Source organism: Leptotrichia sp. oral taxon 221 (assembly GCF_018128245.1).
Lineage (GTDB): Bacteria > Fusobacteriota > Fusobacteriia > Fusobacteriales > Leptotrichiaceae > JABCPH02.
Genome location: NZ_CP072378.1, coordinates 1,342,538 through 1,361,027 on the forward strand (window position 1 = coordinate 1,342,538; position 18,490 = coordinate 1,361,027).

Consider the following 18,490-nt stretch of genomic DNA (forward strand, 5'->3'; position numbering starts at 1 on the left):
TTTATCCCTCTTCTGAATGAATTCTTATACTTTGAGCAAGTCCAATCATAATAAATGATGACAGGAATGAACTTCCCCCATAACTCATGAATAATAGTGGTTTCCCTGTAACTGGAACTAGACCTATTGTCATTCCTACATTTACAATAACATGCATGAAGAAAATTCCACAAATTCCAGAAATAATCAGCTTCCCAAACTGATTAGATATAAATCGGGTTATCCGCATGAGGTTGAAAATTAGCAAGAAATAAAGTAATAATACCATTGTTGAACCTACAAATCCCATTTCTTCTGAAATTACTGAAAAAATAAAATCTGTTTGTGCTTCTGGTAAAAATTCCAATCTACTTTGGCTTCCTTGTAAAACTCCTTTCCCTGTGATTCCTCCAGCTCCTACTGAAATTTTTGATTGAGTTACATGCCATCCACTTCCTCTTAAATCTTTTTCAGGATTCAGGAAGTTTTCCACCCTCGTTCTCTGATAGTCCTTCAGGACATATTTATACACAGGATAAACTGACAGTAAAATTACAAATCCTATAATCCATATAGGCTTCATATTTGCACCATACAGAAATATCATGAATACAAATGATGTCACTGTAATTAATGTCGTCCCTAAATCTGGTTGTAGTAAAATCAATAAAATTAAAGGTCCAACAGGCAAAATTGCTCCAACAATATCTGCCAAATTGTTAATTCCTTTTTGATATCTATTTACAATCCACCAAGCAATTATAATAACAATCGCTATTTTTACAAATTCTGACGGTTGCAATTGGAATGGTCCTATTTTTAGCCATCTTTGAGCTCCTAATGTCTTTTTCCCAGCGAATCTTACTAACAATAGTATTACAACACACACACCGTACATTTTTTTTATATGCGGTTTAAAATCCAATTGTCTATAATCAAAAAGCGATAATAAAATTATTAAAAAAGTTCCTACTGCTATCCATACTAAATTTTGGATAACAAATTTTGGATCTCTTGTAGCGCTATACACAAAAATCGTACTTATTGTTACAAGAAGATATGTACACAACAGAACCATTTTATCCATACGATAGAAATTTTCTTTTAAATTTTCGATCAATCTACCACTATTAATCATTTTTTCCTCCTTCTATATTTCCTAAAATTGTAATATTTTTCTCTGTATATCGTGTTTTTAAAAACTCATTTATATCTTCTAATTTTGTTTCTTTCACTTCTTTTTTCAAATTCTCAATATCTAAAATCTCATTTTTTCTAGTATAATAATTTCCTAAAATACTCATTCTAGATCGAGGATTTTCCATTGAAAACGCAATTCTACTTAAATATTTGTTTTTAGCCTTTTGTAATTCAACTTCTGTAATTCCATTTTTTCTCAATTTTTCAAATTCATCTAATGTAAGTTTTATTGCCTTTTCATAGTTTTCGATATTTGTTCCTATGTAAGTTGAAACAATTCCACCTTCTTGATAATACTGATTATAAGTGTATACAGAATATGCCAATCCATTTTTTTCTCTAATCTCTTGAAAAAGTCTAGAACTCATAGACCCTCCCATTATGCTCGATGAAATATCATTATAAATCTTCGTTTTACTATTATATTTTTCCCCCTCAAAAGAAATACAAATATTAACTTGATTTATCTCTTTTACTTCTTTTCTCTCACCAACGACAAATGAAAAATCAATTTCTTCTCTTCTATTTACTTTTTTATCTCTCAATTTATCAAAATATTCGTCTACTTTACTTATAATTTCATCTTCATTAAAATTCCCAGAAACAACTATCACAATATTATCTTTCGTATATCTTTCTTTATAATATTTTTTTATTTCTTCTGAAGTAAATCCTTTCACACTTTTTTCTGTCCCAATAATCGGTTTACTATACTGACCCTTTATACAATCTCCATAATTCAATTCAAACACCAAATCATCAGGAGAATCTTTATACATCTTAATCTCTTCAACTATAACATCTTTTTCTTTTTCTAATTCTTCACTGTCAATCAAAGAATTTGTTACAATATCAAATAAAATATCAACTGATTTTCCTAAAAATTCTGTCAATGCATTAATGTAAAATACTGTTTCCTCTTTAGTTGTATGTGCATTTACACTTGCTCCCAAATAATCCACTTCTTCTGATATTTGAAAATAGTTTCTTTTTTTCGTTCCTTTAAAAATCATATGTTCCAAAACATGTGAAATTCCTTCTTCTGAGTCACTTTCATCTTTTGACCCTGTTTTTACAAACACTCCAACTGAACAAGTCGAAATATTTTCTAATTTATCGAAAATAATTTCAATTCCTGACGTTGTTTTTACTTTTTTTATCATATTACTCCCCTTTCATAAATTTTACTTTTTATAAATAATTTTCAATATTTATAAATCTTCGATTTTATCATTCTTACGAATTTTTCATTTTCCGATAATATTATTTATTTTACTAAATGTACTAATATTCAGAATCTTTAAATAATTTAACTCCTATTGCAAAAAATGCAATTAATGGTAAGAAACACGCTAAATATATAGGTATTGCTCCTGAAGTTGCGACTGATTTTAAAATCGTACTAACTCCATAATATGAATAACCAATAATTACTGATAAACCTATATTTACTGCAGCTCCTCCCCTTACATATCTACTTCCCAATGACAATCCAATCAAACACATTACAAACGAAGAAAGTGCAAACGATATTCTATAATAAAAATCTATTCTCAAATTCAAAGAATCTGCTCCAACCCTTGTAAAATAAACAATTTTTTCTCTTAATTCTGGCATTGTTAAATTTTTAGCTTCTACTGGACTCGCTAAAACATCATCCATTGAGGCAACAAAATTAAAAGTTTTCGTATCTATTGGAACTGAAACATTTGTCTTTAAGTTTCTTTCTTTTAGATCTTTAAATGTCCATCTTTTTGTTTTAAAATCTATCTTTCCTGAAGAAGCTGTATAAAGTTTTTCAATCTTTTTAAAATCTTTCGAAACTTTTAGTATCTCAACATATTGTAACGTTCCTTCTTTCTTACTGGCATGTCCACTATAAAGTATCGTATCTTTATCAATTTTTACAAGTACAAAATCCTTTTCTGCTCTCACTGGATCTTTATTTTCAACTTTTCTTTCTTTTAAACTTTCCTTTTTTGCATTCCATTTCCCTAAAGTATCGTAATTTATCCATAGTACTAACATGCTTATTAAAAATGAAAAAATCATTGGAAACAGTGCTATTCTAGAAAAGCTAATTCCACTTGTCTTCATTGCAGCTATTTCCAGTTGCTTTGCCATTTTACTTATACACAAAAGACTTCCTAACAGCACACCTAGAGGTGCCGTATTAGTCATAATTTCTGGAATCCCATAACCTAAATATTTAAAAGCATCATGAAGCTTAAATTTCCCATCCATAATCCAACCTGTTAAATTCAAACTTTCTGCTAGTAAAAATATCGAGAAAAACATCATCATACCCAGAAAAAAACTTTTTATATAATTCACAATTATATATTTATCTAACTTATTCATCTAATTTCTCCTATATTTTTTGATTGAAAAATACACACATAATACAAATAAAATGAAATTTGGTATCCACATAGCAATATTAGCAGGAACATTTTTTTTCAGGACCATAATTTTTGCATAGTTTACCACCGCAATATATCCAAATATTACTATCAAACTTACACCAAAACTTATACCCTTTCCACTTCTTCTGTGACCTACCGACAACAACACTCCCAACCAACACAAAAATGTACTCGCTAAAGGCCCTATCAATCTTTGATAAATTTCAACCAAAGCTTTTAATGCTGCTTCTTTTTCTTCTGGTTTGTTTTTATTTTCTTTATAAAACTGCTTCAATTCCTTTAAATTCATTTCTTTACGACTTTTTTTATATTCTTTGTTTTTATCTTCCTTAAAAAAAGTAGAAAGTGGAACATCTTGATTTTTATATGATGCTTCTACTTGACTATTTCCATTTTTATCAAATGAATACCCTTTCACATTCTGCATTTTTATAATTCCTGGATCAAATGTCGCTTTTTCTGCTAAAAACACTATTGGATAAGGATTATTCCCTTGTCTATTCAAAATCAAAAAATTATTTGCAGTTGCTTTTTTATTATCAACTTTATCAATATAAAATCCAAATCCTTTTTCCTCATTTGTCAAAAATATTTTTTCTTCTGTCAATGAGCTAGGCTTTGTCGCTAAAACTTGTTTCGTTTGTGCATTTATATTAGCCAAAGCTTTTGGGTTTACATAAACTTCCAACCCTAATCCTATTAATGTCAAAACTACTCCAAAAACAAATGCTGGTTTTATTATTCTGAAAAGTCCTATTCCAGAACCTTCCATTGCGATAATCTCATTTGTTTCTGAAAGTCCACCGTAAACCAGCATCACACCTAAAAATGCTCCCATTGGTATTGTCTGAACCAACACACCTGGTGTAGCATAAAAGAAATAATCAATTATCGAAATAAATGGTAAATCACTAGCAAATAATCGTTCCATTACTTCCATAACTACATTTAACATTAAAATAAATGTGAATATACTAATACCAAACAATGATGGCAAAATCAGTGAACTATAAATATATCTATCTATTATTTTCATTATTCCCTAGTCCTTTACTTATTTTTTTTCTTTTAGGATTTTTTAGTTCGTCTAAAACTTCCTTTTCTATGCTCTTTTCTAGTTTTTTTCTCCTATAAATATCTAACCTTTTTTGAATAAAATCTGGAAAAACTTCAGAATAAACTAACATATATTTTGTATTAAGTTGCACAACTATACTTTTTTCCCTAATTTCTTTAATTTTTTTATTACTCGAAGTAAATGATTCCAATAATACAACTACGTATATAATAAAAACTATAAATGTAACTTTTATTATCGAAAAAACGATTCCCAAAAAACTGTCCCATTTTTTGAGTTTCATATTTTGAAAAAATTTTCTATGAAAAAATAAAAAAGTAGAAAACAGAATATACTGAATCACAATTATAATAATATAAATTTTCAATTGTTCTTTTAAATTTTTATTATTGATTTTTATAATTTCGTATATAAGTCTTGTAATATAAATTATTAGAATATATTTAAATAAATGAATAAATTCCAATACAAATCCTCTTTTTCTACCTATTAACACATATATAATCAATAATATTATAATTATAATATCTAATATCATTTCTCTCTCCTACTTTTACATTATTTATATATTCTCGGAACCCTTTGACTTATTCCGCACAATATTTCATACGATATCGTATTACACAAATCGGCAACTTCCACAACACTAATATTTTCTCCAAAAAATTCTACTGTATCTCCTTTTTTCGCTTCACCAACTAATTCTTTTGGCAACGCTATTATAAGCTGATCCATACAAACTCTACCTACAATATTACATCTATAACCTTTATAATACACATATCCTTTATTTGATAAATCTCTTCTCACTCCATCGGCATATCCTATCGAAACAGTCGCATAAGTTTCGCCAGCTTTACCCAAATATGTATTTCCGTAACTTATATAGCTATCTCTATACAATGTTTTTATATAACTTATTTTAGCAAATAACGACATTACAGGTTTGAATTTATATGGTTTTGTTTCTTCTTCTGTCACACCACCATATGCGATTATTCCTACTCTTACAAAATCATATCCATCATTTTTCAATTTTATAGTACCAAAACTGTTAAGTAAGTGTTTATACTTAACAGCTGGTATTTTAGAAGTTATTTTATCACAAATTTCTTTAAAGTTATCTTCTTGAAATTTAGTGTATTTTTCATCTGTGTCAGATGAAGAAAAATGAGAAAATATCCCAATTGGATTTACATATTTGCAATTTTCTAATTTAGAAATTAATTTATCAATTTCCTCTTTTTGAAAACCGACTCTTCCCATTCCTGTATCTACTGTTATAAATACATTTGTCTTAGTTTTTGAATTTTCCAAATACTCAATTTCTTCAAAATCAGTTACCATGAAATAAATGTTTTTTTCTGAAATTTTATCCATATACGCATATTCTATAGGTCCTAGAATAAGAATCTCAACATTTTCATCAACTTCCTTTATTTTCAATGCTTCTTCAGCTGTTGCAACCGCAAAAAATTTTATACCTTTTTTTATCAATGACTCACATATCTTTAACATCCCATGACCATAAGCATCTGCTTTAATTACAGCTATTATCTTTTCTTTCGGTGCAACCTTTTCAATCTCATCTATATTCGCATATAAATTATTTATGTTTATTTCTGCCCAACAACGCATTTTTACTTCACCTTCTAAAATTTTATTAATAAATTAAACTAATACTTTATCGCTTTCATCATATCCATTAACTGATTTACCAGTTTTTCTCTTGTTACTATCTTTATTTTTATCCTCTTTTTTAAATCTTCTTAACAAGTAAACTATTGGACTCGCAATAAAGATTGATGAGTATGTACCAAAAGTTATACCAATAAACAATGTCATACTAAATGTTTTTAATGTACTTCCACCAAAGATTAATAATACTATTACTGAAAATAATGTTGTTAATGAAGTATATAACGATCTTGCGAATACTTGATTTATACTATGATCAATAACTTCTGCAAAAGGTTTTTGGTGTTTACTTTTTTTATTTTCTTTATCATTTTCTCTTATTCTGTCAAAAATAACGATTGTATCATTAATCGAATATCCTAAAATTGTCAAAATAGCCGCAATAAATGGTGTATCTGCTTCATATCTCAATAATGCTATTAAACCAATTGTTATAACAATATCATGCAATAACGCCAATATTCCTGCAATCGCATAAATCCACTCAAATCTAACTGTAATATAAATTACAATCAAAATACTTCCAATTATCAAAGCACTTACCGCATTTGAAGTCAATTCCTTACCTATTGTCGCTCCAACTGTATCATATTTTACCAAATCATATTTTCCTGTTTTTTCTTTCAATGTATTTAATACTTTTGTTTTTTCTGTATTAGTTAATTGTTCAGTTTTTACAATTACTGTATTGTCTTCAGAAAATTGGATTCTTTGTCCTCTCAATTTAGGAACTTCTGAAACTAAATCTGTTAACGTCTTATCTACCAACGCTTTATCCATTGTTTTTTCATATTTTATTTGAAATAAATCTCCACCTTTAAAATCTACTCCCAAATTTAATTTTATGGCAAATATACTAATTATTGAAATTATTGTCAAAATTAGTGAGAACCCTAAAAAATATTTTTGGTTTTTAATTATTTTCAAGTTCAGCATTTTTTACTCCTTTCCAAAATAATTTTTCTTTTTCTATTTTAAAAGTCGATAAAACGAATTTTAAAATAACTTTTGTAACGAAAACTGCTGTAAATATTGTTACAAAAACCCCAAGTGATAATGTAACTGCAAATCCTTTTATTGGTCCTGTTCCTAAGAAAAATAATACTCCTGCAATTAATAATGTTGTTATATTCCCATCGATTATCGCTGGTAATGCATGTTTAAATCCTTTTTCAACAGAATCTTGTAAGGAATATCCTCTCGCCAATTCTTCTTTTACTCTCTCAAAAGTAATTACATTCGCATCAACTGCCATTCCTAATGTCAATATAAATCCTGCAATCCCTGGCAAAGTTAACACCGCACCTACAACGCTTAATAAAGTCATTACAAGTAATCCGTTTATCAATAAAGCTATATCTGCAACAATTCCTGGTATTTTATAAATTGCTATCATAAATACTGATATTACAACTACAGCTATAACTCCTGCAATTTTTGTTTGATCAATTGATTCACTTCCTAAAGTAGCTCCAACTGTTCTTGACTCCAAAATTTTAATATTTACTGGTAAAGCTCCTGATTTTAATAAGTTAGATAAATTTGTTGCTTCTTCGTAAGCATCTTTACTTCCACCTAAACTAATTTGCCCTTTTCCACCAGCGATTTCAGTTTGAATTGTTGGTGCTGATTGCTCTTTACCATCTAACATAATCGCCAATTGTTTACCAATATTTTCTCTAGTTATCTTAGCAAAAACATCTGCTCCCTTTGTATTCAACTCAAAACTTACAACTGGTCTTCCTACTTGGTCTCTATCTACAACGGCATTTTTTATTGCTGAACCTTCTAATAATGTTGGTCCATAAGTACCATTTGCTTCTTTTATTTTAAATTCCAATTTAGCTGTTGTCCCGATTAAACTTTTCGCTTTTTCAGGATCTTTTACTCCAGCTAATTCTACTATTAATTTATCATTTCCACTTAACTGAATTACTGGTTCGGATACTCCTAAACTGTTAATTCTTCTTTCGATAATGTCTCTTACCTTTTCCATCGTATCATTTTCAATTTTACCTTGCGCTTGTAAAACTATCGAAGTCCCACCTCTCAAGTCCAATCCTAATTTTATCTTGTTATAATAAAGTACTAATACCGATAAAATTACTAATCCAAAAAGCCAAATATAATGTCTTTTCTTATTTTCCATTTTCTCCCTTTCCCAAATTTTTAATTTGTAATATCTATTAAATTTTTTTAAATAAAATTACTTTGTCATATCCAAATAATTTTGTAAAATTATCGTTGCAGCAACCATATCCACAACTTTCCTTCGTTCTTTCCCATTCTTTTTAGAATAATTTTTCAAATAATGTTCCGCTTCTGTCGTCGTGTAACGCTCATCTACAAAGAAAATTTGAATATTTGGAATATTTTTTTTCAATTCTTCCACAAATTCTTCCACTTTTTCAACTTGACGTTTTTTTGAACCATCAAGACTTTTCGGCATTCCTACGACAATTTTTTTCGTACCTTCATCATCTAAAATCTCTTTTATTCTTGCAATCGGATCTATTTTCGTCCTATCAATCACTTCAAGAGCAGTCGCAAGAATTCCCAAAGGATCGCATTTTGCAACCCCAATTCTCACATCTCCGACATCAAGTCCAATAAATTTTCTCATCTTTTTCTCATTTCTAAATTTTATTATTCAAATTATGAATTAATTTTTCGACAAGGGGATAAACCCCTTGCTAATTGGCATTTATTCAATTATATAAATTATAATTTTTCATTTACAAACTCAAATGCTTTATCAACAGCTTCTTTTACAGCATTTCCATCTTTTCCACCAGCTTGTGCAAAATCAGGTCTTCCTCCACCGTTTCCGCCAGCAACTTGAGCTGCAACTTTTACGATTTCTCCAGCTTTTACTTTTGAAATCAAGTCTTTTGTAACTCCAACTACGAAAATCGCTTTTCCGCCATTATTTGTTCCCAAAATAATAATTCCAGATTGAAGTTTTTCTTTTCCTCTATCTACGATTTCTTTTAATTCATTTACATCTTTATTTGCAAATGCAGCTTTTAATACTTTTACTCCATTTATTTCATCTACATTTTCAAGTAATTCATTGATTTCATATTTTACTAATTTAGTTTGTAATTGCTCATATTCTTTTACGATATTTTTAGCTTCTGCGATATATTTCTCTACAACATCAACCACATTTTTTCCATCAGTTTTCAACATTCCAGCAACTTTACTTAATTTTTCTTCAAGTTTATTAACATATTTCAAACTTGCATGTCCTGTTGTTGCTGTAATTCTACGAGTTCCTGAGGCGATTCCACTTTCAGATTCAATATTGAATAATCCGATTTCTCCAGTAGATTTAACGTGTGCACCTCCACAAAGCTCGATTGAATATCCGTCAATTTCAACGACACGAACTACATCTCCATATTTATCAGAGAAAAGTGCCATCGCTCCTCTTTTTTTCGCATCTTCAATATTTTCAAAATCAATTTTAACTTTCAAGTTAGACAAAATAATGTCATTTACAGATTTTTCGATTTTTTCAATCATTTCTGGCTCAATTGCTTCATAATGTGAAAAGTCAAATCTCAATTTTTCATCATCCACAAGCGAACCAGATTGCTCAACGTGAGTCCCTAAGTTTTCTCTTAAAACTTTATGTAAAATATGTGTTGCAGTATGGTTTCTTTGAATATCTTTTCTACGATCCGCATCAATTTTCATTTTTACTTCTGCACCAACTGCTGGAGCAATTCCTTTTACAATCTCTACTTGATGAATAAACACATCATGTTTTTTCACAACATTTACAACTTTTCCTTCAAATTCTCCAGAAGTAATAATTCCAGTATCAGCAACTTGTCCTCCTGATTCCGCATAAAATGGCGTTCTATCAAAAATTACTTCATACCCTGAAATTCCTTCACTTTTAGCAATATGCAAAATCTTTCCTTCATCTTCAAATTTTTCATATCCTGTAAATTCAGTTTTTCCGTGTTCTTCAAAGAATTTATCAATAAAGTCATCTTTTATCATATCTGAAACCGTAACTCTACTATTTTTTGATCTTTTTACTTGTTCTTCTAATTTTTGATTAAATTCTTCTTCAGAAACTTCATACCCTTGGTTTTCCAAAATTAATTCTGTCAATTCAAATGGAAGTCCAAATGTATCATATAATTTAAACGAAGCATCTGCTGAAAGTTTTTTAATTCCTTCTTTATCCATTTTTTCAATTTCTTCAGTTAGCATTTCAATTCCATTTTTCAATGTCAACGCAAATCTTTCTTGCTCAAGTTTTAAAACTTTTTCAATGTATTCTTGTTTTTCAACTAATTCTGGATATGCCTCTTTCATATTTTCCACAACATAAGGTACTAATTTATACAAGAACAAATCATCTTTCGTAATGTCCAATTTTTGTTTTGCAACGATTCCCGCACCAAATGCTCTTCTTATAATCTTTCTTAAAATATATCCACGACCTTCATTTGATGGCAAAACTCCATCCGCTATCAAAAATACTGACGCTCTAATATGATCCGCAATAACTTTTACAGTAATTTCAAATTCTTCTTTTTTAATATCTAAAACTTTTTCAATGCCTTTTATTATCGGCATAAATATATCAGTTTCAAAGTTATTATCTTTTTTTTGCACAACTGAAGCTATTCTTTCAAGTCCTGCTCCTGTATCAATATTTTTTTCTGGAAGTGGCACAAGTGAACCGTCTTCAAGTCTATTCCATTCAGTAAACACAAGATTCCAAATTTCTAAAAATCTATCTCCTTCATCTCCTGGCTTACAGTTAATTTCCTCATTATTTTTCCCCATATTTTGTGTATCATAATAAATTTCACTACAAGGCCCACAAGAACCTACAGGTCCAGCTGCCCACCAGTTATCTTCTTCTCCAAGTCTAACAATTCTATCTTCAGGCACTCCAATTTCCTTATTCCAAATTTCATAAGCCTCATCGTCTGTTTTATAAACAGAAACATAAAGTCTTTCTGGATCTAATTTCAAAACTTTTGTTATATATTCCCAAGACCATTCAATCGCTTCCTTTTTAAAGTAATCCCCAAACGAAAAATTCCCCAGCATTTCAAAAAATGTATGGTGTCTAGGCGTTCTTCCTACATTTTCCAAATCGTTAGTTCTTATACATTTTTGATAAGTCGTAATTCTTGGAAACGGAGCTTCCTTCTCTCCCAAGAAAAATGGCTTAAACGGCACCATCCCAGCAACCGTCAACAACAAACTTTTATCATCTGGTATTAACGAAGCACTTTCAAAATGTTTATGCTCCTTTGATTTAAAAAAATCTACAAAACTTTTTCTTATTTCATTTCCTGTCATTATTTATCTGAGATTGTAAAAACAACCTCTCTCCTTTCTTAATTTATCTTCTTATTTATTTTTTAATATTTTAAAATCATTATTTTTAATTAATATCGCTTCTTTATTATTTATTAATTCCAAATCTAATTTATCCTTATACAATTCAACTATTTTTTCAGAACTTTCTGCAAACGGTTCTTCGCCAAAATGAGGAACTATATAAAAATCTATCAAATTCATTCCCGTGTAATCACTCAGTTCCTTTGCCAATGTTTTATCATCTGCAAGAGAAGCATATTCGATATTAGGACCTGTTATTACAGACCCTGCCGATTCTCCGATATAAAGCAATCCATTTTCTATTCTTTCCTTCAAATAAGAAATTAAATTTTTTCTTTTCAATTCTTGTAATAAATAAAATGTATTTCCACCAGAAATAAAGATTATCTCTGCCTTCGATAATTTCTCCTTCACAGTTTTTTCTGAAAAAACAGAAATATCAAAATTATCCACTGCATATCCAATATCCTCAAAAGCCTTCTCTGTAAGATACATATAATTCTTATATTCTTCCACATTAGCTGCTGTCGGAATAAATAATATTTTTTTACTTTTAGCATTTTTATCCAAAAATTCTTTTACAAATCCTATACTTTCGTATAAAGATGATGTCAAAATCATATTTTTCAAAAAAATCAACCTCCTAATCCAACTTGAAGTTATCTCCAAGGTAAACTCTTCTGGCAGTTTCATCATTCGCAATTTGCTCACCAGTTCCAGAAATCAAGATTGTCCCTTCAGCCATTATATATGCTCTTTCAGTAATTCTCAATGTTTCACGCACATTATGGTCTGTAATTAAAACTCCTAATCCTCTTTCTTTTAATTGGATAATTATATTTTGAATGTCTTCTACTGCAATAGGGTCAACTCCTGCAAAAGGCTCATCCAGCAAAATAAAATCTGGATTTGTAGAAATCGTTCGAGCAATTTCCACACGTCTTCGTTCCCCTCCTGAAAGTGCATACCCTAAACTTTTTGCAACATGTGAAAGTTTAAATTCTTCAATCAAACTTTGCATTGTAGCAATACGTTCTTTTTTAGGAACTCCACGCATTTCCAAAACTGAAACTATATTTTCTTCCACAGTCAAATTTCTAAAAACGGATGCCTCTTGTGGCAAATATCCAAGCCCTAGCCTAGCCCTTTTGTACATCGGAAAATCAGTTATATCTTCTCCATTGTACATTACACGCCCACTATTCGGCTTAACGATTCCTGTTATCATATAGAATGTTGTCGTCTTACCAGCTCCATTTGGTCCCAAAAGTCCGACGACTTCTCCCTTTTCCATACCTAAACTAACACTTTTTACAACTTCTCTATTTTTATAGATTTTCTTTAAACTGTCAGCCTCTATACTAATTTTTCTAGACATAACATCTCCTAATTTTTAATTTTTATGATACTATGGATAATCGTCTAAACAGTTAAAGTTAACTAATTAAACGATTATCATTATTTTTACCTAAAATCTTTTTGAGTATTCTACTCCATTATATCTCAATGTAGCAGTTCCTCCCTTACCACTTTCACTTCCAGCACTCCATGATATTGGAATATCAATCGCTTTTTTATGAACATTTATTCTTACTGAACTTGGCAATTTCCCACCATTTTCTGGATAATAAATGTTACTTGCAGCTCTAGCAAGCATTTCTCTAGTACTTTCTGTTGGAACTTTTACATCAAATGATTTATCCGAAGAATCTGTACCTGCTCTTGCAGTTGCAGTCATTTTTACATCCTTATCTTTACCACCGTAAAATTGTTTATTAACTTTTCCACTTGGAGATAAAATAGTTGAATTTGATGATTTCCATTTAACATTAACTGGTACTCCATTATCAGCTGTTTCTGTTCGTGGCAATACAATTTTACCTTTTTCATTAGCATTTTCTATCGTTAATTTCCCAATAACATTTTGTACAGCTTCCTTATTTTTTGGATCTGATTTACTTTGTTCAACAGTTCCGTTATTAACTTCATATTGCATTTTAATATTTCCAGAATTTTCCAATATTCTTCTATCCATATCGTATATTGCTCTATCTGAAGAAATTTGAGTTTTCCCTTGATATGTTTTAACATGACCATTCAACCCAATTTTCTTAGTTTTCAAATATATTATTGCACTATCAGCACTTGTATTTATATTTTTAAATTGTGGTAGAGTACTTATAATTTTAACGCTTTTCTCAGCATGACCTTCTCCTTTATTCATGTCAAACCAAACAAAATTAGCAGTTAATTTCGTATGATTTTTCAAGTCAATCATAACTTTATCTCTAGCTAATATTGTATTTTTAGCAATGTCAATTTCATTATATTGAGAATCCATGATTACGTCTTTATAAGTCATGTGAACATTATTTTTTATTTCCCCTCTTGTGATACTCATATTTTTAGAATTTTGAGAAATAAAATATAATTTTGCAGTTTCTCCTGTAAAGTTAACTGCTTCTGCTTCCACAAGTGGCGTAGGATCTGTCATAAAGTTCTTAGTGTTTCCACGGATTTTACCTTTTACATGTCCATCAAATTTAAATTCCTTCTTCTCAAAACTTCCTTGACCTATATCAGAAGTAACTCTATCTCCTTGCACACTCGTCAACACCATTTTATTAGCGAATATATCCTTAACGATCGTATTCATTCTACCATTATCTCCGCTAACAGTAAAGTTTTGTTTAGTAACCGAGAATTTATTATTAAATGTCGCATCACCTGTTTTAAACAAATATACTAATCCAGTCCCTTTCATATGGTAATCTTGATAATTCATCGTATAATCTTGATTTGTTGTCAAAACTTGATTTCCCATATCGTAAACTGCCGATTGGTAAGTTCCTGTTGTTTTTTGTGCAAAATGTTCAAAAGTACCATTTCCATCTCCAGTAACAATCTTCTTATTTTCATCATAAAAAACATGCTGACCAGTAACTCTCATTTCTCTACCAGTATACTGAACATTTCCTAAAGCATCAACCTGTTTTTTCTTTAAGAAATACGAACCTCTATCAGCAACAATATGACTCTCTTTACCCATATAAATCACATGTCCAGCAGCGTCTATTCTTTCTTCCTTCATAAAATAATTAGCTGTATCAGCTGTAATTGTATTTTCTGGATCTTTATACTTAACATTTCCAACTGCATTACCTATTTTATTAATATCGTCATATCTCATAGAATCTGCACTCAACGTTTTATTAGCCTTCAAATCACGATAAATAGCATGTCCTTGTGCATCAGTAATTTTATTAATATCATCGTGATGCATTCTATCAGATTGAAATTCTCTTTGATTACTAATTTCCTTATAGAATACATGTCCTTCTGCATCCAAAATTTTATGAACTTCATCATATCTCATTTTATCAGCTTTTACTTCTTTTGACTTTTGTGGATCTAGTTCTTTATAAACCACATGTCCTTCTGCATCTAAAACCTTATTCGTACTATTATAAATTGCCTTATCAGCTCTCATATCTTTCTTTTGCTTATGATCTTGATAAATAACATTTCCTGAACCTACAATAGTCTCAAATTTCGTTGTTGTCTCAATTTTATTAGCTTCCAACTGAGTCTTATCAACATTATTAAGAACTTTCGTTCTTGTATTTGAAATTATCAAATCTCCCTGTTTCTTGTAATCAACCTGTTCCGTATACAAATTCCACTTATTATCCTTCGATGTTCCAAAAACCTTTCCTTTCAAAGTAACATCAAGCGTCTCTGTATTCAATTCACCTTCTTTTGATTTTACAATCATATTTTTTTTCAGCATATCAATTACAACATTTTTAAATTTTACAATTTTATCTTTATCCGTCCCACCAACTTGCTCATCAGCGTAAACAATTACTTCATCTCTCAATTTATAGACAACTTTTTTCATTTTCATTTCTTTTTGTAATTGCTCAACTGGCGAACCAATTTTTTTATAAAATACAGCATATATAAAATATATCAGTATCAGCAGCAATCCTGCATACGTTATTTTTTTCCACATTATTTTTTCTCCTCTAATTTAGCCTTTAATTCAGATAAAAATTTTAATGCTTCCATAGGCGTAATATTATTTATATCTTTTTCTTCAATTTCATCAATAATATCGCTCATTACTTCCATTTTCTCATCTGCTTCTTTTTTCTTTTCATCTTCGTCATCATCAAATCCTAGATTTTCTCCAAAAAGCGACAATTGATGAACATTTACCGTTTTCTCAATAAGCTCTTTTTTCTGCTCCAATCTCTTCAAAATCTTCTTACTTTCCTTCAAAATCTCCTTCGGTAAACCCGCCAATTTAGCAACTTCAATACCATAAGATTTATCCGCTCCACCTTTTACAATATTTCTTAAAAATATCACTTTTCCATCTTTTTCATTGACTTCAATTCTATAATTAACAATATCATCAAATTTATTTTCTAAATCTGTCAATTCATGATAATGCGTCGCAAATATCGTTTTTGCTTTAATTTCATTGTGAATATAAATTGAAATCGCCGTTGCAATCGAAACTCCATCAAACGTCGATGTCCCTCTCCCAACTTCATCCAAAATAATCAAACTTTTTTCAGTCGCATTATTTAAAATGTTAGAAACCTCGCTCATTTCAACCATAAATGTACTTTGTCCTGACAAAATATCATCTGAAGCACCTATTCTCGTCAAATATTTATCCACTATCGACAATTTAGCCTCTTTTGCTGGAACATATGAACCAACCTGTGCCATAATTGATATTAAAGCCACTTGCTTCATGTAGGTTGATTTTCCAGACATATTCGGACCTGTCAATACTACAAATCGCTCTTTCTCTTTTAATTTCGTACTATTCGCTATAAAGTCAGACCTTCCAATCAATTTTTCTACAACAGGATGTCTCCCTTCCACAATTTCCAGAATATCACTATTTTCCAACATTTCCGGTTTTACATAATCATTTTCAATAGCTATTGTCGCAAATGAGACAATTACATCTAAATACGCCAATTTTTCAGCTAAATTAGTCAAAATATTTCTTTCATCCTTAACTTGCGCACTAATCTCTTTAAATAAATAATACTCCAAATCAGAAATTTTTGCCTTAGAATTTATTATCGTATCCTCATATTTTTTCAATTCTGGAGTTATGAATCTTTCAGCATTTGCAAGAGTTTGTTTTCTTGTGTAAGTCTCTGGCACTAAATCTAAATTAGATTTTGTAACTTCTATAAAATATCCGAAAACCTTGTTATACTTGATTTTCATATTTTTAATTCCCGTAGCTTCTTTTTCCCTTTGCTCAATTTTTAGCAAAAAGTCCTTTCCAGAATTCATTATTTGATGAATTTCATCTAATTCCTGATTGTATCCCCTTTTTATCATGCCACCTTCTCTTACTGTAAAAGGTGCATCCTCATCAATGCTCTCATCAATCAAGACATATACATCATACAATTTTTTCACATTAATCTCTTCAAAAAAATTAGTTTCTTTTAAAATATTCATGATTTCAATCGAAGATTTTAAAGTATTTTTCAATGCTAGCAAATCTTTCCCATTTTCATTTCCAAAAATTATTTTTCCTAGCAATCTTTCTAAATCATATACATTATCTAATTTTTCTTTCAAATCTTCTCGAATTAAAATATTATCAATAAAATATTGAACATCTTTTTGTCTTTTTTCTATCTCTTTCACATTTAACAACGGATTATTTATATATCTTTTCAAAAGCCGTGTCCCCATAGAAGTCTTACATCTATCTAAAACCCACAAAAGCGACCCATAAACCGTCTTTTCTCTCTGATTTTTTGTCAATTCCAAATTTTTTCTCGTAATCGAATTTATTTCCGCATAATTAGAAGTATTTAAAAACTCGATTTTTTCAACAGTCAATTCATTTTCAAGTTGCATAGTTTGTGCATAATCTAACGCCATAGCTGCTGCTCCAATAACAGCCTTTTTATCTTTTATTCCATAACTTTCCAAAGAGATTACACCAAAATAATCCATTAAGAATTTATTACCATCACGTGTTTTCCCGACTATACTTACACTAGCTTGATTTTTCTGAACGTAATCGTCTATTTGCTCTCTCACATCTTCATAAAATGAATCTAACAGCAAAATCTCTTTAGGCTCTATCTTATTCAATTCATTAAATAATTTTGAATAATCTTTTTCCTTCTCAATTTCTGTTACCTTAAATTCTCCAGTCGTAATATCAATGTACGCAATCCCTATTTTTCCATCAGCTTCTCTTATACTAAGCAAATAGTTATTACTTTTAGAGTCCAACGAATCCACATCAACAACCGTCCCAGGTGTAACAACCTTCACAACTTCCCTTTTCACAATGCCTTTAGCCGATTTTGGGTCCTCTACTTGCTCACAAATCGCTACTTTATAGCCTTTTGAAACCAATTTCGTTATATATGAACTCGCCGAGTGATACGGAACTCCTGCCAAAGGAACATTTGCATCCTTTTCCTTATTTCTAGATGTCAAAGTAAGTCCTAACTCTTTTGAAGCCTTCACTGCATCTTCAAAAAACATTTCATAGAAATCACCTAATCTAAAAAATAATATCGAATCTTCATAATCTTTTTTTATCTCATTATACTGCTTCATCAATGGTGTACTTGCCATTTTTTTACCTCTGTTTCATTATTAATATTTTACAGATTAGTATAGCATAATTTAACGGTTTTTTCAATTTTATAAAGCGTTTCGCTAA

14 protein-coding genes are annotated in these 18,490 nt (G+C 29.9%); all 14 read right to left on the minus strand.

Going from position 1 to position 18,490, the window contains the following annotated elements; translation table 11 throughout:
• Window position 1: 1 nt before the first annotated feature.
• The gene (gene rodA / locus J4863_RS06000; protein ID WP_211617889.1) at window positions 2–1,117 is read right to left on the minus strand and encodes a rod shape-determining protein RodA; all 1,116 of its coding nucleotides are present in this window, start codon (window positions 1,115–1,117) and stop codon (window positions 2–4) included.
• Window positions 1,110–2,342, minus strand: a complete 1,233-nt coding sequence (locus J4863_RS06005; RefSeq protein WP_211617890.1) for a pitrilysin family protein — start codon at window positions 2,340–2,342, stop codon at window positions 1,110–1,112. The genes rodA and J4863_RS06005 overlap by 8 nt, the downstream gene beginning before the upstream one ends.
• Before the next feature lie 121 nt (window positions 2,343–2,463).
• On the minus strand, window positions 2,464–3,540 hold the full coding sequence (locus J4863_RS06010) for an LptF/LptG family permease (RefSeq protein WP_211617891.1): 1,077 nt from the start codon (window positions 3,538–3,540) through the stop codon (window positions 2,464–2,466).
• Complete coding sequence (locus tag J4863_RS06015) at window positions 3,541–4,641, minus strand: LptF/LptG family permease (RefSeq protein WP_211617892.1); 1,101 nt, start codon at window positions 4,639–4,641, stop codon at window positions 3,541–3,543.
• Entirely contained in the window at window positions 4,625–5,221 is a 597-nt protein-coding gene (locus J4863_RS06020; RefSeq protein WP_211617893.1) for a CvpA family protein, read from the minus strand. Before J4863_RS06020 ends, J4863_RS06015 begins: the two co-directional genes overlap by 17 nt.
• 20 nt (window positions 5,222–5,241) lie before the next feature.
• Window positions 5,242–6,321, minus strand: a complete 1,080-nt coding sequence (gene alr, locus J4863_RS06025; RefSeq protein WP_211617894.1) for an alanine racemase — start codon at window positions 6,319–6,321, stop codon at window positions 5,242–5,244.
• A gap of 33 nt (window positions 6,322–6,354) precedes the next feature.
• Window positions 6,355–7,317, minus strand: a complete 963-nt coding sequence (gene secF, locus J4863_RS06030) for a protein translocase subunit SecF (protein WP_211617895.1) — start codon at window positions 7,315–7,317, stop codon at window positions 6,355–6,357.
• Window positions 7,295–8,530, minus strand: coding sequence for a protein translocase subunit SecD (secD, locus tag J4863_RS06035; protein ID WP_211617896.1), 1,236 nt, complete (start codon window positions 8,528–8,530; stop codon window positions 7,295–7,297). Before secD ends, secF begins: the two co-directional genes overlap by 23 nt.
• A gap of 57 nt (window positions 8,531–8,587) precedes the next feature.
• Window positions 8,588–9,004, minus strand: coding sequence for a Holliday junction resolvase RuvX (gene ruvX, locus J4863_RS06040; protein WP_211617897.1), 417 nt, complete (start codon window positions 9,002–9,004; stop codon window positions 8,588–8,590).
• Window positions 9,005–9,102: 98 nt separating this feature from the next.
• Window positions 9,103–11,718 carry an alanine--tRNA ligase gene (gene alaS / locus J4863_RS06045; protein WP_211617898.1) on the minus strand — a complete coding sequence of 872 codons (2,616 nt, stop codon included), beginning with the start codon at window positions 11,716–11,718 and terminating at the stop codon, window positions 9,103–9,105.
• Window positions 11,719–11,769: 51 nt separating this feature from the next.
• Window positions 11,770–12,390 carry a Type 1 glutamine amidotransferase-like domain-containing protein gene (locus J4863_RS06050; RefSeq protein WP_371815570.1) on the minus strand — a complete coding sequence of 207 codons (621 nt, stop codon included), beginning with the start codon at window positions 12,388–12,390 and terminating at the stop codon, window positions 11,770–11,772.
• Window positions 12,391–12,403: 13 nt separating this feature from the next.
• Window positions 12,404–13,138: an LPS export ABC transporter ATP-binding protein gene (gene lptB / locus J4863_RS06055; protein WP_211617899.1), complete on the minus strand. Its 735-nt coding sequence runs from the start codon at window positions 13,136–13,138 to the stop codon at window positions 12,404–12,406.
• 90 nt (window positions 13,139–13,228) lie between these two features.
• Entirely contained in the window at window positions 13,229–15,775 is a 2,547-nt protein-coding gene (locus J4863_RS06060; RefSeq protein ID WP_211617900.1) for an LptA/OstA family protein, read from the minus strand.
• Window positions 15,775–18,402: a DNA mismatch repair protein MutS gene (mutS, locus tag J4863_RS06065; RefSeq protein WP_211617901.1), complete on the minus strand. Its 2,628-nt coding sequence runs from the start codon at window positions 18,400–18,402 to the stop codon at window positions 15,775–15,777. Before mutS ends, J4863_RS06060 begins: the two co-directional genes overlap by 1 nt.
• Window positions 18,403–18,490: the final 88 nt, after the last annotated feature.